The 18,447-nt window shown below is 63.2% G+C and carries 16 protein-coding genes; 8 read left to right on the forward strand and 8 right to left on the reverse strand.

Annotation, left to right across the window (positions count from 1 at the left end; genetic code table 11):
* Positions 1-42 precede the first annotated feature (42 nt).
* The 4 genes from BACI9J_RS17395 (at position 43) to BACI9J_RS17410 (ending at position 4,368) form a co-directional block, all read left to right on the forward strand.
* Complete coding sequence (locus tag BACI9J_RS17395; RefSeq protein ID WP_159735469.1) at positions 43-831, forward strand: ABC transporter ATP-binding protein; 789 nt, start codon at positions 43-45, stop codon at positions 829-831.
* Positions 828-2,864 carry a YhgE/Pip domain-containing protein gene (locus BACI9J_RS17400; protein ID WP_159735470.1) on the forward strand — a complete coding sequence of 679 codons (2,037 nt, stop codon included), beginning with the start codon at positions 828-830 and terminating at the stop codon, positions 2,862-2,864. Before BACI9J_RS17395 ends, BACI9J_RS17400 begins: the two co-directional genes overlap by 4 nt.
* Complete coding sequence (locus BACI9J_RS17405; protein WP_159735471.1) at positions 2,861-3,526, forward strand: TetR/AcrR family transcriptional regulator; 666 nt, start codon at positions 2,861-2,863, stop codon at positions 3,524-3,526. Before BACI9J_RS17400 ends, BACI9J_RS17405 begins: the two co-directional genes overlap by 4 nt.
* 209 nt (positions 3,527-3,735) lie before the next feature.
* A complete protein-coding gene (locus BACI9J_RS17410) occupies positions 3,736-4,368 on the forward strand; it encodes a hypothetical protein (RefSeq protein WP_236558744.1) in 633 nt (210 codons plus the stop codon).
* 157 nt (positions 4,369-4,525) lie between these two features.
* Here BACI9J_RS17410 and BACI9J_RS17415 read toward each other — a convergent pair whose 3' ends face one another.
* From BACI9J_RS17415 to BACI9J_RS17440, 6 genes are all read right to left on the reverse strand, one after another.
* Positions 4,526-5,944 carry an NAD(P)/FAD-dependent oxidoreductase gene (locus BACI9J_RS17415; protein WP_159735473.1) on the reverse strand — a complete coding sequence of 473 codons (1,419 nt, stop codon included), beginning with the start codon at positions 5,942-5,944 and terminating at the stop codon, positions 4,526-4,528.
* Positions 5,945-6,007: 63 nt separating this feature from the next.
* Positions 6,008-7,621 (reverse strand): dipeptide ABC transporter ATP-binding protein, encoded by a 1,614-nt coding sequence (locus tag BACI9J_RS17420; protein ID WP_159735474.1) that lies wholly within the window; start codon positions 7,619-7,621, stop codon positions 6,008-6,010.
* Entirely contained in the window at positions 7,618-8,475 is an 858-nt protein-coding gene (locus BACI9J_RS17425; RefSeq protein WP_159735475.1) for an ABC transporter permease, read from the reverse strand. The genes BACI9J_RS17420 and BACI9J_RS17425 overlap by 4 nt, the downstream gene beginning before the upstream one ends.
* A complete protein-coding gene (locus BACI9J_RS17430) occupies positions 8,472-9,497 on the reverse strand; it encodes an ABC transporter permease (RefSeq protein WP_159735476.1) in 1,026 nt (341 codons plus the stop codon). Before BACI9J_RS17430 ends, BACI9J_RS17425 begins: the two co-directional genes overlap by 4 nt.
* A 1-nt stretch (position 9,498) precedes the next feature.
* Positions 9,499-11,208: an ABC transporter substrate-binding protein gene (locus BACI9J_RS17435; protein WP_159735477.1), complete on the reverse strand. Its 1,710-nt coding sequence runs from the start codon at positions 11,206-11,208 to the stop codon at positions 9,499-9,501.
* Positions 11,205-12,917, reverse strand: coding sequence for an amidohydrolase (locus tag BACI9J_RS17440; protein WP_159735478.1), 1,713 nt, complete (start codon positions 12,915-12,917; stop codon positions 11,205-11,207). Before BACI9J_RS17440 ends, BACI9J_RS17435 begins: the two co-directional genes overlap by 4 nt.
* Before the next feature lie 196 nt (positions 12,918-13,113).
* Between BACI9J_RS17440 and BACI9J_RS17445 the strand changes: the two genes are divergently transcribed.
* On the forward strand, positions 13,114-13,794 hold the full coding sequence (locus tag BACI9J_RS17445) for a TetR/AcrR family transcriptional regulator (protein WP_236558746.1): 681 nt from the start codon (positions 13,114-13,116) through the stop codon (positions 13,792-13,794).
* 144 nt (positions 13,795-13,938) lie between these two features.
* A complete protein-coding gene (locus BACI9J_RS17450) occupies positions 13,939-15,417 on the forward strand; it encodes a gamma-aminobutyraldehyde dehydrogenase (RefSeq protein ID WP_159735480.1) in 1,479 nt (492 codons plus the stop codon).
* A 75-nt stretch (positions 15,418-15,492) separates the two neighbouring features.
* On the opposite strand, the gene BACI9J_RS17455 is transcribed toward BACI9J_RS17450, so the two are convergent.
* Entirely contained in the window at positions 15,493-16,407 is a 915-nt protein-coding gene (locus BACI9J_RS17455) for an EamA family transporter (RefSeq protein WP_442858647.1), read from the reverse strand.
* Between the two features lie 72 nt (positions 16,408-16,479).
* Between BACI9J_RS17455 and BACI9J_RS17460 the strand changes: the two genes are divergently transcribed.
* Together BACI9J_RS17460 and BACI9J_RS17465 are read left to right on the forward strand one after the other, a co-directional pair.
* Positions 16,480-17,397, forward strand: coding sequence for a LysR family transcriptional regulator (locus BACI9J_RS17460; RefSeq protein ID WP_159735482.1), 918 nt, complete (start codon positions 16,480-16,482; stop codon positions 17,395-17,397).
* A gap of 126 nt (positions 17,398-17,523) precedes the next feature.
* Positions 17,524-17,850 carry a hypothetical protein gene (locus BACI9J_RS17465; RefSeq protein WP_236558747.1) on the forward strand — a complete coding sequence of 109 codons (327 nt, stop codon included), beginning with the start codon at positions 17,524-17,526 and terminating at the stop codon, positions 17,848-17,850.
* On the opposite strand, the gene BACI9J_RS17470 is transcribed toward BACI9J_RS17465, so the two are convergent.
* Complete coding sequence (locus BACI9J_RS17470) at positions 17,851-18,375, reverse strand: SixA phosphatase family protein (protein ID WP_159735483.1); 525 nt, start codon at positions 18,373-18,375, stop codon at positions 17,851-17,853.
* Positions 18,376-18,447 lie beyond the last annotated feature (72 nt).

An 18,447-nucleotide genomic window follows, 5' to 3' on the forward strand; every position in this document is an offset into this window, starting at 1 on the left:
GTTAGACTTTCAGCAGACACCATTTCTGCGAAAGGCTTCATTGTGCTGTCCGTACAGCAACTTCAGATCAACGGCCGCCGGGGCGATCTCCTTCCGGCAACGTCACTTCAAGTCCGCCGCGGTGAACTCCTGCTCGTCGCTGGAGACGGCCAGGACCAGCGGACCGCCCTGGCGTTGGCGTTGAGCGGCCGCATGAAGCCAAGCAACGGCGTCCTCAGCTGGGACACCACCACCAAAACCAAGAAGATCCGCCTCGCCAGTGCACTGGTTGACTCCCCGGGCGTCAACGAGCCCGAGCAACACCTCAGCGTCCGAGACCTCGTCACCGAGGACCTCTCCCTTATCCCCCGCCGTTACCGCGGCGCGCTGCTGAGCAAACCATGGTTGAAGGTCAACAGCTTTGAAGACATCGCCGGACTATGGATCGAGCAACTTCCCGCCGCACGCCGCCTTGAACTCCTGACCGCGCTGGCCTTGGCAGATCCGGCAACAGACCTCCTGGTGCTGGACTCCCCTGACCGGCATAGTGCGGATCCCGCCGCTTGGTTGCCCCGGCTTCAGGCTTTGGCGTCCGACGCCGGACGGCCGCTAGCCGTCGTCGCGGTGGTAGGTGCCCTCGCGGACAACTGGACCGGCTCCGCAGCGGTGATCGGTAACTCGGTGACGCATCCCCCTGAACCGGAGGCCGAAGCCGCGCCTGCCGAGCCAAAGCCCCCAACCGCCGTCGAGCCCAAGGCCAAGCACGCTGCCCAAGCGGCGCCTGAAGCACCGGCAGCCACCACAGCAGCTGCCCAACCTGACCACGAAAACCTTCAAAGGACTGCAAAGTGACTGTTCTGCGGCTGGCCCGCTCCGAACTCAAGCGCATGACCGGCGGGCTCCTGCCCAAGCTGACCATCCTCGCCCTCACCATGGTCCCGTTGCTGTACGGCGCGGTGTACCTTTACGCGAACTGGGATCCATACGGCAACCTGAACCAGATCGACGCCGCTTTGGTAGTGGAGGACACGGGCGCCACCTCAAAAGACGGCACCCAGCTGCAAGCCGGCAAGAAGGTGGCGGACAGCCTGGTGGAGGGCCACGTCTTCAACTGGAAGCAGGTCTCCAGCGCTGAGGATGCAGACGCAGGAGTTCGCACGGGTGAATATGCCTTCGCCCTGCGCATTCCCAAGGATTTCTCAGCCAACTTGGTCTCCCCCGGCAGTTTCGACGCCGCCAACCAGGCCATGCTGCACGTCACCACCAACGACGCCAACAACTACCTCCTGAGCACCATCGTGGACAAGCTGACAACGGCCGTGCATTCAACGGTGGCCAAGGAAGTGGGCGAGGAAACGGCCAACCAGCTCCTCACCGGTTTCGGCACCATTCACGCGTCCATCGTGAAGGCCGCGGACGGCGCCTCGGAGTTGGCCACAGGTGTAGGGAAACTCAGTGACGGCGCCGCGACGCTGCACAGCGGAACTAGCCAACTGGTCACCGGTGCGGACCAACTGGTGGCCGGGCAAACCCAATTGCGCGACGGCGCTGTGCAGCTGAACGCCGGTGCGGGCCAGTTGAGCTCGGGCCTGACCGAGCTCAAAAACAAGACCGCTACCCTTCCCGCCGATTCACGGAAACTCGCGGACGGAGCAGCCCAAGTAGCCGCCGGAAATGCCGAGCTGAACGCGAAAGTCCAGGACGTCGTCGGGCAACTCGACGCGGCGGACAAGGGCCTCCGCAACCGCGTGGTGGAATCGAACGCTCGGCTGGTCACGGCCGGAGTGCTGACTCAGGAGCAGGCCGATAACGTCCTGGCTGACTTTGATGCCGCCGCAGCATCGAGCCCGGTGACGGACGCGAAGTCCAAGATTGCTGGCGACGCTGCCAAGATCCAGCAGCTTTCGGACGGATCAGCCGCCGTGAGCGCCGGAGCATCCCAGCTCGCAGCTGCGACGCCTGCCCTTACCGACGCGATCTCCCAGGCAGCGGACGGCGCCGGGCAGCTGAGCACGGGCGCATCAACGTTGGCCGCCGGCCAGCAGACAGCCTTGGACGGCGCCGCCATGCTTGACGACGGCGCGCATCAACTTGACGACGGTGCAGGCCAGCTCGCCAGCGGCGCAGTGACCGCGTCCGACGGTTCACATACCCTGGCCACGGAGCTGGCCAAGGGTGCGGGAGAGATCCCCAACCCCAACGATGACCAGAAGAACAGCGTGTCCAAGGTGATCGCTGATCCAGTGGCCGTGGACAACGTCTCCCAAGCCAAGGCAGGTTCTTACGGTGCAGGCCTGGCTCCCTTCTTCCTGACCCTTGCACTGTGGATTGGCGTGTTCATGCTGGTCCAGGCCATGCGACCCATCACCCAACGGGCCTTGGCGTCTAACGCCCCCGCCTGGAAAATCGCCGTCGGGGGCTGGCTGCCGTTCTTCGTGGTCTCGGTGCTGCAGGCCACCATCCTCACCCTGGTGGTGGACCTAGGCCTGGGCCTGAACCCTGCCCACCCCATCGGAATGTGGTTGTTCATGCTGGCCGCGGTGATGGCCTTCAGCGCCATCATCCAGGGGATCGTAGCGCTCATGGGGACGCCCGGAAAGTTCGTGGTGCTGATCCTGCTGGTCCTGCAACTTGTGTCCTCGGGCGGAACGTTCCCGTGGCAAACCACCCCCATGCCACTCCACGTTGTGCACGAGGTCCTGCCCATGGGCTACGTGGTCACCGGCATGCGGCACCTGATCTACGGCGGCGAACTCAGCATGATCTGGCCCACCGTGCTGGGCCTGCTTGGATACACTTTGCTGGGAGCGGCACTGTCAACGCTCGCCGTCCGCAAGCACAAGGTGTGGACCCTCAAGACGCTGAAGCCGGAGATCGCAGTATGAGCACCACCGAGCCGGTCCCTTCCACCGCCGGCACTGCTTCCACCGCCGGCACGGCCGGTCCCGCAGACAAGAAACTCCGCCCCGGCCGTACCAACGCCACCAAGCAGCGCCTGTTCGAGGCCTCCATGGAGCTGATCGGCGAGCGCGGCGCTGCGGGGGTGACCGTGGATGAAATTGCGGCCGCTGCCGGGGTGTCGAAAGGGACTGTCTACTACAACTTCGGCAGCAAGTCCGATCTGATCGCACAGTTGCTGCGGCACGGTGTGGACATCATGCTGGTCCGCTTGCAGGACGTCCGCGGGCAGAGCAGCGATCCCCTGGAATCCATGAACAACATGGTGGGCCAGGCCATGGAATTCATGGACGACTACCCCTCCTTTGCCCGCCTGTGGGTCAGCGAAAACTGGCGCACGCCCGGCGAATGGAGTGCCGTGTTTGCCGAGCTCCGCGCTGAACTCCTGGCCGTTATCGGCTCGGCCGTGGAGAGCGTCGCGACGGGATACAAGGTGGACGAGAGCATTGCTCGCGGCTCGTTGGAAGCAGCGATTTTCGGGGCTATTTTCGTTGTGGGGCTGGACCGGCAGACGTACAACCCTGAACGTACGCGTGAGCAAAGCGTGGCCGCCGTGATGACCATCATGCACGGGTACGTCATCAAGTAGCCCTGGCTTGCCCGTTGTGAGGCCCGCTCTGCGCCTCCTTCTTGGCTTTTAGGGCGCAGAGTGGGCCCGGCAAGCAAACGGACGAGCGTTGTGAGGCCCGCTCTGCGCCTCCTTCTTGGCGTTAGGGGCGCAGAGTGGGCCCCGCAACGGTATCCAACTGCAATGTACGACGGCGTGGCGCGGCCACTTGGTCGGCGATGATTAACCTCATGCGTCACATGGGGAACAGCGGGAAGCTTGCGGTGGTGGCCGCATTCGTCTCACTCGGGCTGTTGGTGCTGGCCGCCGTGGTTCTGGAGGAACTGGTCCTGTACTTGTTCCTTGGCGCTGTGCTGGTCTGCTATCTGGCCTCCCTCGTGCAAGTCTTTAGCCGCCGACGCTATCTTGTGGTCCTGCTTGGCGCAGCGGGCACCAGCGTTTTCATAGGTTGCAGCATCGCTTTCCTGCGGATGTGGGGCATTGCCTTCAACCAGGATGCCAACGCTCTGGGCAGTGCGGTGAGCACCCAGGATTCGGACATCTACTTCTACTTGGCAGCTGCGGCGGGGGTCGGGACACTGGCGGTGCTCTTCCTTGGGGCAGTGGTGCCGTCGTTTGGTTCACGGTCTGTTGCGCCAGTCCGACGACCTGCGACTCCAGCCAAGCGAACGGCGTCTCCCCGCAAACCCGCGGCTTCCCGACCGGCCGTGCCAGCCAAGCGCCCGGCCGCCCAGATGCAACGCCCTTCGAGCACTGCGAAGGCCTCGTCCACCAAGCGTCCCGCGCCCCGTACGCCAGCAGCGCAAGCCAAGCGTCCGGCGTCGAGCGCTTCCACCCAACGCAAGCCCGTACCCAAGCGCTAACGCCCCACCCCCCGCGTTGCGAGGCCCACTCTGCGCCCCAAAACCGGGATCCAAACACGCAAAACAGGCCCCACAACAAACCACCCCGCGTTGCGAGGCCCACTCTGCGCCCCAACCCGTGATCCAAACGCGCAAAGCGGGCCCCACAACGGGTGGGTCAGGAGTCGAAACCCAGGCCCACGGCGTCGAGGGCTTTGAGGATAAGGTTCCGTTTGCCCTGGTTGTGATCGGCCCTGTCCATGGACCAGCGCGTCAGGTTGATGCCCAGCGATGCCAGCGGCTCAGGCGGGAAGGGCAGGGGGCGTTTCCGTACCATCTCCAGCCGGGTGCGCTCGGTGTCGAGGCCGGCCAACAGGTCCAGGAGGACATCGGCGGCGAAGGCCGTGGCTCCCACTCCCAGCCCTGTGAAACCGGCCGCGTACGCCACCCGCCCCTTCCGCGCGGTGCCGAAGAACGCGCAGAACTGGGTGCTCGAATCGATGGGTCCGGCCCACTTATGGGTGAACTTCAGGCCTTCGAGCTGCGGGAACGTGGTGAAGAAGTGCGAGGCGATCTTCTCCCACGTTGCCGGCTGGTGTTCGTGCTTTTGGTCAACGCGGCGTCCCCAGAAGTAGAGCGCGTCGTAGCCTCCGAACAAGATCCGGTGGTCCTTGGTGATGCGGTAATAGTGGAACTGGTTGGCTACGTCCCCGATGCCCTGCCGCTTCCCCCAACCGATGGACTCCAACTGCTCTGCGGTGAGGGGCTCGGTCATGAGTGCGTAGTCGTACACCGGCACCGTCATGAGCTGGTTCCGCTTCAGAAGTGAAGGAAACACGTTGGTACCAAGGACCACGTGTCCCGCTTCCACGATGCCGCGCTCCGTGACAACCGTGACGCCGTGCTCATGATCGTTCAACTCGCGAACTCGTGTGCTTTCGTAAATCACCACACCCAGCTCAGTAGCCACCCGCGCCAATTCCAGCCCTAGTTTGTACGGATGGACCATGGCCACGGAGTCTTTGTGCCAGCGGCCTGCCAGGTAAGTGGGCGAGTTGACCTCTGCACGGACGGCGTCCTGGTCCAGGAAGACGCTGCCTGGGCTGTCGTCCTCCTGGAGCCACGCCACTTGATGCGGTTCCACTGCAACGTTGAGCTCTCCGGTGCGCTCCCACTCGCAATCCATGCCGTACTTCTCCACGGCCTCCTGCATGCGGTCCAGGTTTTCCATGCCCAAGCGGTCCAGGGTTTCCAACTCGTCCGGCCACCGGTTCTTTCCGTTCTCATGGCCGTGGGTGAGGCTCGCCTCGCAGAAACCACCATTACGGCCCGAAGCTGCCCAGGCCACCCGCTCCCCTTCCAGCAGGATCACTGTCCTGCCGGGGTCGCGTTCCTTGGCGCGTAACGCTGTCCACAATCCGGTGTAGCCGCCGCCGACGATCACTAAGTCCGCGGCAGCATCGCCGTCGAGTTGGGGGTAGCGGGTGGCTGAGTCCTTGAGGTGGTCGATCCAGTACGGCCGGTGGGCCGCACCTGCCAGCGCATGGGATACGACGGCGGTCTGCGGGACATTCCGTTCGAAAACGGTGGTCTTCACGGGAGGTTCTCCTGTTTCTAGGCGCGCTGATGAGGCGCCGGGGCTGTTCGTGACCGCTACTGCTCAGGCAGTTACCGGTTCGGCGTCCCACAATGGCCGGGGACGGGAGGCGATGAGGTTCCGCGTGTAGTCATCTCCAGGATCCTCAAGGATTCGCGCTGTGGGCCCGTGCTCCACGATCCTTCCCTGATGCATCACCAGAATCTCCGAGCACAAGCGTGAGACCACAGCGAGATCGTGGGTGACAAACAAGATGGTCAGCCCGAGCTGGTCCCGGAGTTCCTCCACGAGCTCCAGCACTTGGGCCTGAACCGAAACGTCCAATGCACTGGTGGCCTCGTCCAGGACCAGCAGGCGTGGGCGGGCAGCAAGCGCTTTTGCTAACGCAACGCGTTGCCGCTGGCCACCGGAGAGGGCACGGGGCAGGGCTTCGACCCGTTCCGCTCCGATGCCCACCCGTCCCAGCAGGTTGCGGGCACTTTCCTTGGCTTCCTTGCGTCCTTGCTTTTGATGCAGGCGGAAGACGTCGGCTACGGCGTTCCCTACAGGGATGCGCGGGTCCAAAGACAGGTAGGGATCCTGGAACACAATCTGGACGTCCTTGGCAAGAAATTTCCTTTCGGAGGCTTTCAAGGCGCGGCGCGGACGCGGTACGTCCCGGAGGGCGAGTTCGCCGGCGGTGGCGGTTTCCAGAGCCACCACCAGCCGGGCGAGGGTGGACTTTCCGGAGCCGGACTCACCCACGATGCCCAGGGAGCCGCCCTCCGGCAAGCTGAAATCGGCGCTTTCCAGGGCCGTGATGACCTCGCCGCGGGGAAGCTGGTACGTCTTGGATAGACCAGTGACCTTCAGCAAAGGGGCTGAATCCAGCCCGGAAACCGCCACAGAGGAAGCAGCCCGTGGCTCAATGACGGGTGTCGCCTCTACCAGTTGCCGCGTGTAGTCCTGCTCAGGAGTAAGAAACACAGTGCGGGTGGGCCCGTGCTCCACCACTTCGCCGCGTCGGAGCACATAGACGCGTTCGCACAAGCTTGCTGCGAGGTTGAGGTCGTGCGTGATGAAGAGCATTCCCATCCCCCGCGACTGTTGCTCTTCACGGAGGAGCTTCACGATTCCCGCCTGGGTTGTGACATCCAGCGCGGTGGTGGGCTCGTCGCACAGCAACAGGTCCGGTGAATTCAGGAGCGCTGCTGCGATCATGACGCGCTGCAGCATGCCACCGGAGAGCTGGTGCGGGTGCTGGTCCATGAGCTCTTTTGCCCGCCGCAACCCAACCTGCTCCAGCTGTTTCACAGCCCGTTCCGTGGCCTCCGCACGGGACAACCCATCAAAGCGAAGCAGGGTTTCGGTGAGGAAGTCCCCCACGGTGCGGACGGGATTGATCCCGGCCCTGGGGTCCTGGAAGATCATGGAAGCGTGTTTCCGGCGCAGTTCCATGAGGCTTTGCTTGCTGGCCGTGAGGGTATCGAGGCCCTGAACCGCCACGGTCCCGGAGGATTCCGAACCGCCGGGAAGCAACCCCAGCGCGGCCCGGGTGGTCAGCGACTTACCCGAGCCGGACTCCCCCACCAAGGCTACAGCTTCGCCGTCGTTCACGTGAAGGGAGACGCCATCCAGCAGCGGCGGCCGGCCCGGGAAGCCAAGCGTAAAGTTTTCGATCTTCAAGAGCTGGCTCATGAAAGTTTTCCTCCGATGCGGTCTGAGAGTTCCTCGCCGATGACGTTCACGGCCACCACCACCAGGACCACTACCAACGCGGGCCAGAAGGCGGGGAGGATGTAACCGCCCAGCAGGGCGCCACGGGATTCCTCGATCATGGCGCCCCAGTCGCTGGTGGGCGGTTGCACGCCGAGCCCGATGAAGGAGAGCGCCGCGAGGTCGGCCAGCACATAGCCGAAGTTCAGTGTTGACTGGGCGCCCACGGTAGGAATGAGGTTGGGCAGAACCCGTCCCAGCACCACCCAGGGTGTCCGGAATCCGAGCACCCGGTATGCCTGGACATACGGCCTGCTCCGCTCAGCCACCACCAAGGACTGCGCCAGCCTGGCAACGTACGGAACGTAGGCGATGGTCATGGCCAGGATGGGCGCGAAAAGCCCCTTGCCGAACAACGCGATGGCAAGCATGGCCATGAGCAGCGCGGGAAAAGCGAAGAGAAGATCGAAGAGACGGCCCAAAACCTTGCCCAGCCACCCCTCGGACCATCCGGCTACCAGGCCAAGAAGCAGGCCCAGCACGGTGGATCCGATCACCACTATGGTGGGCCCCAGCAGCGAGGTCCGCCCACCGTGCATGAGCCGGCTGAGGAGATCGCGGCCCAGGGCGTCGGTCCCCAGCAGGTGCTGCCCGCCGGGTCCGGCAAGAACGTTGTTGAGGTCCACATAGTCGGGGTCGTACGGTGCCAGGACCGGGGCGAAAAGTGAAAGAAGTACGACGACGGCGGCAACGGCCAGCGCGCCCCACGCCATGGGTGACAGGAGGCTGCCGTAACGGCGAAGCCCCGCCTGTGGCAGCTGGATGGCTAACGTCATCGTGACTCCGTTCCGGCCGCAATGCGCGGATCAATGAGGGGTTGGACGAGGTCCACCACGGTGTTGACCAGGACGAACGCTGCAACCACCACCATGACGATCGCCTGGACAACGCCGAAGTCGAGCCTGTCGATGGACTGCACCAAAAGCTGTCCGATGCCGGAAAGGCCGAAAGTGCGTTCGATGATGGCGCTGGAGACCAAAAGTCCGGCCACCAAAACACCACTCACGGTCAGGATGGGTCCCAAGGCGTTGCGCAGGACGTGGCGTGCCACCACCGATCCGCGGGTGAGGCCGCGGCTGGTGGCCACCTCAACGTGTTCGCGGAGCAGCTGCTCGTTCATGGAGGAACGGGTCACCCTGGCCACCATGGCGATGTAGGTGATGCCCAAGGCGAGTGCCGGGAGGGTGAGATGCCAGATCCGGTCCCATCCGCCGTCGCCGCTTCCGAAGGAGGGGAACCAGCCCAAGCCCACGGAGAAGAGCGCTACCAAGGCGATGGCTGCCACGAACGGCGGAACGGCGCCGGCTGCGGTGAGGGTGATGAGGATGAAGCGGTCACCGAAGCCCTTGTTCAGGCTGGCCACAATGCCGGCGAACAATCCCAGGACGGTAATAAAAACTGCCGCGAGTGCTACGAGTTGCAGAGTGGTGGGCAGCCGTCCGAGCAAGACGTCCGAAACGTCCTGGCGGTAGGTCAGTGAACGTCCCCAATCCCCTTGGAGAATCCCGCCCAGCCAATTCAGGTATTGTTCCCAAGCTGGTTTATCCAGGCCGAATTGCCGGGTGATCTCTTCAAGTGCCTCGGGTTTGGGGCTGCGTCCCCTCAGCAGGAACCGGGCGGGATCGCCGGGAACCAGGAAGCGTGAGAAGAACACGGCCAGTGAGGCCACAAACAATGTCAGCACCAGGGCCAGCAGCTTCTTCAGTATGTACATCGCCGGGCGGGTTGCCTTGCCTTTTTCCCGTTTACGGGTGGGAACGGCCGGCGCCGAGGCCTGTACGTGATCTGTAGCGGTCATGTCAGCGACCTCCTATCTGGGCTGCCCACGGGAAGTACATGTAGTTGATGGACGGGTCCGCCCCGGTGATGCGCTTGCCCATCCACATGGACGTGACGGTCTCATAGAGCGGCCCCCACACCACGTCATCGGCGGCCAGCTTGGCGGCCTGGCCCGTGAGCTTGCCCCGGGCATCGGGGTCCTGCACGGTGTAGGCGGTATTGACCAGGTCATCGAATTCCGGGTTGCTCCAGCCGCCGTAGTTGCTGAAATCTCCGGTGCGCAGCACGCTGTACATTTCCAACGGCTCGGTGCTGGAGAGGTACCAGGACGTCACCAGAAGGTCCACGTTCTTGCGGGCCTCCGGGTCGGAGAAGAGCGTGGTGTATTTGTCGTTGGACATGGTCTGGATTTCAGGGTCCAAGCCAATTTCCTTGGCCGCGGACGCGATGGCCCGTGCCGTGATGTCGAAAGCGGCGTTCAGTGAGGCAGTGGCGAAGACAAACTTGCTGCCCTCGGCCCCTGCTTCCTTGATGAGTTTCCTGGCTTCTTCCAGGTCATAGGGCGCGGACAGCAAGCCGTCGAAAGCCTCATCCGTGGTCTGGGGTTGAACGTCCTTCCACACACTCTTGATGGTCAGCGCGTCCGTTTTCTTCGCATAGCCCTGTTCCGCCGCTTTGATCAAGGCTTCACGGTTGATGGCCATCATCAGCGCCTTGCGCACCCGGACGTCCTTGAAGGTGCCGGCGAGGTTGGTGAAGACCATGCTTTGCACCGACGTGTCCTCGCCGAAGTACAAGGTTCCGGCGTCTTTGTTGGCCTTCAGGATGTCCATGGCATTGGACGGGATCGCGAAGCCACCATCTATCTCGCCGGTCTGGAACGCGTTGATCCGGGACGTGGCATCGGGGAGCATCTTGAAAGTGACCTGGCCTGACTTGGCTTTGAGCTCCGGGTCCCAGTAGTCGTCGAACCGTTTGAGCGTGATGCTTTCCCCGGCTTCCCATTGCTCGAACTTGAAGGGGCCGGTGCAGTTCACGCCGGTACTCGAGTTGCCGTAGTCCTTGCCCGCCGCTTCCAGCGTCTTGGCGGACTCCACCACCCCGGTGGCACCCACCAAAGAGCTGTTGAAGACGTAATCCGGCCGGGTGGTGGTGACCGTGACCTCAAAATCGCCGGTCTTCTCGATTGACTCCACATTTTGGTAGGCGGAGGCCCAGAACGAACCCACTTCCGGATCCAGATGGCGGCTCAGTGAGGCCACAACATCATCCGCGGTCATCTCGCTGCCGTCGTGAAACTTCACGCCCTCCCGGATGGTGTAAACCCACGTCAACGGGTCCGGATTCTCCACCCTTGTGGCCAGGCCCGGCGACGTGGAAAGGTCGGCATTCCAACGGAACAGCGACTCACACACATTGGACAAGACAGTGTTGTCCGGGTAGTCGAAGGCGTACGCATAGTCCAGGGAGAACGGCTCCGCGTACATGGCCCAATTGAAGTTATCGATCTCCTTAGTGGGGGCCGGAGTGGAGTCGGACATGGTGAACTTGGCTCCGCCCGCGGCGTCAGTCACGCTGGCGGGCCGGACGCCGCAGCCGCCCAGGACCAAGCCGGCCACGACGGCGGCGACGCCCACCGCGGTGATGCGCGACGGCGTCGTCCGCTGTTTTGAGCGCACGGCACCCTTCGCAGTTGAGGGCGCAGGTGACGGCGGTGTTGGCGGCCTCATGGCATCACCGGAGCAGGCTGGACGTGGTTGTCCCGGGCTTCAGTGTTGCCGGTGAGTGCGCGGTCATAGACGCACTCGCCCCCAATCCACGTCTGCGTCACCACCGCACGGTGCAGTTCCTCCGCAGGGAGATCAAAAATGTTGACGTCCAAGACGGCGAGATCGGCAAGTTTGCCCGGTTCCAATGTTCCCGTTTCCGCGTCCAGATGGTTGATCCAGGCTGAGCCGCGGGTGTAGGCATCCAGGATCTGTTTGAGGCTGAGCTTTTGTGATTCGGGACCGAGCGGGGGCAGGTCCTCCCCCGGTGCCGTGCGGTTGACTGCCACGTGGATGGCCGCGATGGGGTCTGCCGTGGAGACCGGCCAGTCGCTTCCGGCCACCAAACGGGCACCCGCGGAGGCAAGTTCACCGAAAGGGTAGTGCCTGTCCTCGGCACCCGGTTCAAGGAACGGGAGCGTCAGGGTGTCCATCTGTTCTTCGTGGCAGGCCCAGAGAGCCTGCACATTGGCCGCCGCATTCAGCGCGGCAAAACGTGCAACGTCCTCGCTGCGGACCACTTGCAGGTGCGCCAGATGGTGCCGGTGATCGTTGATTCCGTTGCTGTCCCGGGCTGCCTGGAGCGCGTCCAGAGAGTCGGTTACGGCGCGGTCGCCCAGTGCGTGGAAGTGGACCTGCATGCCTGAATCATCAATGGCCGTGACGAACTCCTTCAACTCGTCCGGGTCGAAGAATTCGAGGCCCCGGTTGTCCGTGTGGTGACCGTGGTGATCAAGGTAAACATGGTGCATGGCGGCGGTGTAGTTCTCCGCCACACCGTCCACCATCACTTTGACGGTGTTGGCGTTGAGCATCGTGTGATCGAAGGCGCCGGCCACCCTGTCCCGCCGTTCCACAATTGCTTCCAGCTGGCCCATTCCGGCCGTACGGTCCCACCACTGGCATGCCGTGACCCGGACTTTGAGGTCTCCGTTTTTCGCCGCGTCCGCGTAGACGTCCAAGTGATCGGCGTGTTCGCCTTCAGGGATGGGAACCCAGGCGTCCTGCCAGGCCGTAATACCTTGGGCGAGGAGCAGTTTCTGGGATGCAAGCAGGCCTTGGTACGCCAACTCGTAGGGCACCGCCGGCTTGGCTGCGTTGAACAGGTCCATGGCACCTTCATGGACTGTGCCCGCCGGCGTCCCGTCTTCTTCGCGTTCCAGCCGTCCGCCCTCCGGATCGGGGGTTTCGGCGCCTATTCCCGCTGCTGTGAAGGCAGCGGTGTTGGCCCATGCCCCGTGGTGGTCCCTGTTGATGAGGTAGACGGGGCGGTCCGGCACCACGGCGTCCAGCAGGTCACGGGTGGGAGTGCCGCCGGGGAAGAAGTCCATGGACCATCCAGCGCCCAGGATCCATGGTTCGTCAGGGTTTTCCTCGGCGTAGCGGGCCACAGTCGCCACGGCATCTTCTGCGCTGGTGGCCGCTGTCAGGTCGCATTGAAGCAGCTCTATCCCGGCGAAGATGGGGTGGATGTGGGCGTCCTGGAAACCGGGCACCACCAGTTGGCCCTGGAGGTCAACCCTGCGGGTCTCCGGCGTGACGGTTGCACTGACGTCCTCGGGTTCACCGATGGCGATGATGCGGCCTTCGGCGATCGCCAGGTTTGCTCGGAGGGGGCCGGCGTCGTTGCCGGTGTACACCCATCCGTTCTCAAACAAAATCTCTGCATGCACGGTGGAGTCCTTTCATGGGAAATTCAACTCTGCGAGACACACTATGAGCCGGATCACATTAAAGTCAACAGTGTTGACATCAACGCTGACAAAGTCTTTGACTGATCTGAAAAGTTTGACGTGAACTGGAAAGGAGGAGGCCATGAATCATGTAGGTTGATATTCAACCGGGGAACGCATGGAAGGCGGACAACTGATGGTGCAGCCAGCACAGTCGACGGACCGCCGCACGCGCCTTGACCCGGCCACCATCATTGACGCCGTCCTGCGGATCTCACGCCAGGAACTCGGCGAACGGCTAACGGTCCGCCGCTTGGGACAGGAACTTGAGGTAGACGCCACCGCCGTCTACCGGCATTTCCGGAACCGGGACGCGATCATCAGGGCAGCACTGGACCAGCTGTTCATGATGTCCGTGGAACGCACTCTGGCCATGGCACGGGATCTTCACTGGCGCGCCCGGTTGGAGGCGTACCTCGACGAACTCCTCAAAGCCTTTATGCAACATCCCTCCTTGGGGAGCGAGTCATTCGCTACGGACACCTACGGCCCCGGCGAGTTGAAGGCGATCGAGTTCGTTCTGCAATGCCTCACCGACGCGGGACTGGCGGAGGACCGCGTGGTGCATTACTACGCGGCATTGGAGAGCTACACCCTTGCACTCGGCGCCGGCATCGCGGTGGAGATTCAGCGGCTACCGGACTCCGAAGGCCACGATCCCTGGATCAACCCCCGGGTGTTCACACGCATTTCCGGACATCCACTCCTTGAAAAGCACCACGCAGCACTGCAAAACCTGGACTCCCTCAAGGCGTTCCAAGCCGGTCTTGCGGCAATCTTGGACAGCGCCGAGCGGGAAAGCACCAAGCAGGCCTGACCGGCCTGCTGCCCTGGCCTCCCCGCCCGGCCGCCTGCTTTACCAGCAACGCAACCCGCCTCCCCCACATGACGCCACCACCCGGCGTCGTTCATTCAGTACTGCCCGGACAGCGACGCCCGGCAGGGAAAGCACGGTACCCCCATGCACCAGTTCATCAACGGAAAACGGCTGTCCGGCACCTCCGGAAACAGCCTGGACGTCATCAACCCGGCCACCTCCGAGGTGGTGGAAACGGTGAAGCTTGCTTCACTGGAGGATCTGGAGTTGGCTGTGGCAGCGGCCCGTTCAGCCTTCCCGGGATGGTCCCGAACAGCCCCGGGGGAACGCGCCGGGATCCTGCAAAAGTTCGCCAGGATCATGGAAGAGCGCGCAGAGGAATTCGCCCGGGTTGAAAGTTCGCAGACGGGCAAACCTCTACGGTTGACCAGGGAGTTCGACGTCCCCGGGACCATCGACAACATCGACTTCTTCGCAGGGGCTTCACGACACCTCGAGGGCAAAGCCACCGCCGAGTACTCCCCCCAGCACACCTCCTCCATTCGCCGGGAATCCATGGGCGTTGTGGGGTCCATCGCCCCGTGGAACTACCCCCTGCAAATGGCGGCGTGGAAGATCCTTCCGGCCATCGCGGCGGGCAACACCATTGTTCTCAAGCCCGCCGAAATCACTCCGCTGACCTCCCTGATGTTCGCGCAAGCGCTCACGGATGCAGGCCTGCCCGACGGCGTGGTGAACGTGGTGGTGGGCGACGGCGCCATTGTTGGGGCTGCGCTCATGCGGCACCCGGACGTGGACATGGTGTCTTTCACGGGTTCTACTGCGATTGGCCGCACTGTCCTGGAGGCTGCTGCGGTGAACGCCAAACGCGTGCACCTCGAACTGGGTGGCAAGGCTCCCTTCGTGGTGTTTGATGACGCCAATCTGGACGCTGCCGTCCACGGCGCGGTGGCCGGCTCACTGATCAACACCGGCCAGGACTGCACCGCTGCCACCCGGGCAATAGTGCACCGGAGCATTTACGAGGAGTTCGTTGCGAAGGTAGCCGCCCGCTTTGAGGGGATCGTCCTTGGCGTCCCCGGGGATACTGATGCGGACCTGGGCCCCCTTGTCTCCTTCAAGCAGCGCGATCATGTGGCAGGGATGGTGGAGCGTGCCCGCAGCTACGGCAAGGTGATGGCCGGCGGGTATGCGCCTGCCGATGGGGGCTTGGAGAAGGGTGCTTTCTACCGGCCCACGCTGGTGGTTGACGCGGCGCCGGACTCGGAAATTGTCAAAGACGAGGTGTTCGGCCCGGTCCTTGTGGTCCTGCCGTTCGACACCGATGATGAAGCGATCAACCTCGCCAACGACACCGTCTACGGGCTGGCCGCCTCGGCTTGGACCAACAACCTCCAGCGGGCTCTGCGAGCCACCCGCGAGATCAAAGCGGGCTGCGTCTGGGTCAACGATCACATCCCGATCATCTCCGAAATGCCCCACGGCGGCTTCAAGCAATCCGGCTTCGGCAAGGACATGTCCGCCTACTCCTTTGAGGAGTACACCCAGGTGAAGCACGTGATGTTCGAGCTGGAGGGCGTCACCGAGAAGGACTGGCACCGGACCATCTTCAACCTGCGCTGATTCTGCCGCGTTGTGGGGCCCGCTTTGCGCTGATTCCTTGCGTTGCGGGGCCCGCTTTGCGCGCTTGCGCGGGATTTAGAGCCGCAGAGCGGGCCTCACAACGGGAGTATCGGGGCGTATTTTGCGTCCGGCACCGAGCACCGCCGTGGCTACCCCCAGGAGGAGGACCAGCCCGCCCAGGATCTCGGTCAGTGTTGGAATCTCGTTCAACACCAGCCACGCGGCCGTCATCCCCACCACCGGGACCAAAAGCGTGAAAGGCACGACGTCGGAACTCGGGTACAGCGACAACAACCGGTTCCAGATGCCGTAGCCAATCAGGGACGCGAACACAGCCGTGTAGATGGCGCTCAGGACAGTGGCGGGCTGCAGGTCAGTGAGAGTTCCCCACACAACGTCCGGCCCGTCCACCACCAGGGACAACCCAGCCAACGGGAGCGGAACCACCGCACCGGACCACACCACCAGACCCAACCCGGAGGCTGCTTTGGAGTGCCGGGCCACCACATTGCCTACCGCCCAGGACAACGCTGCGGCCAGGACAATCATGAGGGGAAGGACCGGGGCCACGGCGCTGCGGCCCAACGCCACCACTCCCAGGCCGGCAACACCCAGCGCCACGCCTGCCATTTGGCGGCGGCTGGGCCTTTCGCCGAGGAATCTCGCCGCAAGCAGAATTGTGAAGAGAACCTGCGCCTGAAGGACCAGCGACGCCAATCCTGCTGGCATCCCCAAGGCCATTCCCAAGTACAGAAGGCCGAATTGGCCGGCACTCATGAAGAGCCCGACGCCGACGATCGCCTTCCAGCCCACCTCCGGTTTACGGATGAACAGGATGAAGGGAAAAACGACGAGCAGGAAGCGCATGGCGACGAAGAGCAACGGCGGAACTTCCCTGCCGTTGGTGTGCAAACCGAGGTCGATGGCAACGAAGTTGATGCCCCAGAGGACAGCGACTGCAATGGCTAAGGCGGAGTGGCGAAGGTTCACAAGTACACTCTGACGCTCTTTTGGTTGAAGCACCAGCGTTGAATTCAACATGCAACAGCGTAGATTTACTTCATGATTGATATCTCGGCATTAAGGGCTTTAGTGGCCGTGGAGCAGCACGGCTCTGTTGTGGCGGCATCGGACGTCATGGGCTTCAGTCCGTCCGCGGTGTCGCAGCAGATCAAGAAGCTCGAGAAGCAGACCGGCGTGACTGTCCTTGAACGCAATGGCCGGGGGGTTCTTCTTACCGAGCGCGGCCTAGCATTGGCGGGCTACGGCCGTCGGATCATGGGCGAGCTGGAAGAACTCCAGGCCACCCTGCTGGCAGACCCGGCGAAGCCATCCGGCCTGCTGAGGCTCGTTGCATTCTCCACGGCTTGCCGCGGCTTGGTGGGTCCCATGCTTGGGCGCATGGCCGGCCACCATTCCACTTTGGATGTCACCGTGCTGGCCGAGGATCCTCGCGAGGCAGTGCAAAGAGTCGCGTCCGGTGAAGCGGAACTTGCAGTGGTCCATAACTGGAACTCAGTGCCCTTGGTGATCCCGGAGAACCTGGTGCTCGAGGATCTGTGCATTGACCAAGCCGATGTCCTCGTCAACAGCACTCACGCACTGTCCGGAAGCGCCGCCGTCGAGCCTGAAGACTTGCTCAACGAGACGTGGATCAGCACCCCGGCGGGTGCCATCTGCAATGAGGCCCTGCTGCACATCTTTGCGGGACTGGGCAAGGTCCCCGACATCCGCATTTATGACCCCGATTTCTCAACGCACATAGCCATGGTGGAGCAAGGTGTGGCGGTGGCGCTGGTGCCGCGTCTCGGCAGGCCCGCGCTTCCAAACGGGGTGGTTGCCATCCCGGTGATCAACCCCGTACAGCAACGGTCCGTGGGGGTGGTGTACCGGAAGACGATGACAGCGAGTCCCAACATCCGGATTGCCGTACAGATGCTTCGCGAGGTGGCCGGCGGACTACCCCTCCCCCAGGGCTGATGTGCGGAGGGATCAACGTCACACAGTGGAACATTCGACGCTCGCTCGCTGTTAGCTTAGGCTAACCTTACCTAGCTGCCGCGCCGCCCCGGAGCGCGGCCGTCGACTCTTGAAGGGGCCCGCACTGTGGAAGCAATCCTCTTTCCCACAGACATGAACCACCATCACACGTATGGCTTGGTGAGCTACATCATGATCGACGACGGACTCTACCCGAGCGCCCATAATCGGCGGGACCCCTACGCACTTCCGGCGTTCGACATCCGAGGTCAGTGGGTTTACCCCAGCCGCTACAACGAATACCTGGCACCCCAGCTGCCGGTGTACATGTTCGACGGCGAATACCTGATCGCTACCGGGCACGGCGAAGAAGCTGCAGGCTTGCCGGTCTTCGAGATCCGTTGCATGTGCATGCCGCAGCTGGCCCATGGGGACCCGGGCGACTCTCAGTAGCTAGTGGCGGGGAACTGTAAAGTGCGTCAGCCGGGCGTCCTGACCATCGAGCTCGGCCCACGACTTTTCCGTCTCCATCACCGTCAACGCACTCGTCGGGTACCTGGTGGCGGCATCCATGTAGGCGTCGTGGTCAGAGTCGCGGGAAGCCAGGTGCATGGCAAGATCCTGAACGCCGGGCATGTGCGAAATGATCATCAGCGTAGTCACGGTGTCCGGAACGTGGTTGATGACCGTCAACATGCGGTTGGCCGAGGCGGAGTACAAGCCGTCCTCAAGTTTGGGCGTCGGCGCTTTGTCGCCCAACTCGTCGCACACCCAGGTGCAGGTCTGACGGGTCCTCAACGCTGACGAGCACAGAATAAAGTCAGGGACCACACCGTGCTGGAGCAACCACTTACCGGCAAGCGGAGCCTCCCGGTGCCCGCGCTCCTCCAAAGGCCGCTCGTGATCCGGCACGCCGGTAGGCCAATCGGCCTTGGCATGCCGCATGATCACCAGGCGCTTAATGTGATGGTCGCTCATAGCCCAACCCTATCCGGCCCGGCCGCCAGGGCTTCGCGACCTTCTATGTGAGGAGACCAGCTCCCAAGCAAC

The organism is Arthrobacter sp. 9V (assembly GCF_902506065.1).
Lineage (GTDB): Bacteria > Actinomycetota > Actinomycetes > Actinomycetales > Micrococcaceae > Arthrobacter.

Bases quoted from the DNA above. Each gene is read 5' to 3' on its own strand.
- BACI9J_RS17405 (WP_159735471.1), top strand. From the start codon at position 2,861: ATGAGCACCACCGAGCCGGTCCCTTCCACCGCCGGCACTGCTTCCACC.
- BACI9J_RS17410 (WP_236558744.1), top strand. From the start codon at position 3,736: ATGCGTCACATGGGGAACAGCGGGAAGCTTGCGGTGGTGGCCGCATTC.
- BACI9J_RS17420 (WP_159735474.1), bottom strand. From the start codon at position 7,621: ATGAGCCAGCTCTTGAAGATCGAAAACTTTACGCTTGGCTTCCCGGGC.
- BACI9J_RS17425 (WP_159735475.1), bottom strand. From the start codon at position 8,475: ATGACGTTAGCCATCCAGCTGCCACAGGCGGGGCTTCGCCGTTACGGC.
- BACI9J_RS17430 (WP_159735476.1), bottom strand. From the start codon at position 9,497: ATGACCGCTACAGATCACGTACAGGCCTCGGCGCCGGCCGTTCCCACC.
- BACI9J_RS17435 (WP_159735477.1), bottom strand. From the start codon at position 11,208: ATGAGGCCGCCAACACCGCCGTCACCTGCGCCCTCAACTGCGAAGGGT.
- BACI9J_RS17445 (WP_236558746.1), top strand. From the start codon at position 13,114: ATGGTGCAGCCAGCACAGTCGACGGACCGCCGCACGCGCCTTGACCCG.
- BACI9J_RS17450 (WP_159735480.1), top strand. From the start codon at position 13,939: ATGCACCAGTTCATCAACGGAAAACGGCTGTCCGGCACCTCCGGAAAC.
- BACI9J_RS17460 (WP_159735482.1), top strand. From the start codon at position 16,480: ATGATTGATATCTCGGCATTAAGGGCTTTAGTGGCCGTGGAGCAGCAC.
- BACI9J_RS17470 (WP_159735483.1), bottom strand. From the start codon at position 18,375: ATGAGCGACCATCACATTAAGCGCCTGGTGATCATGCGGCATGCCAAG.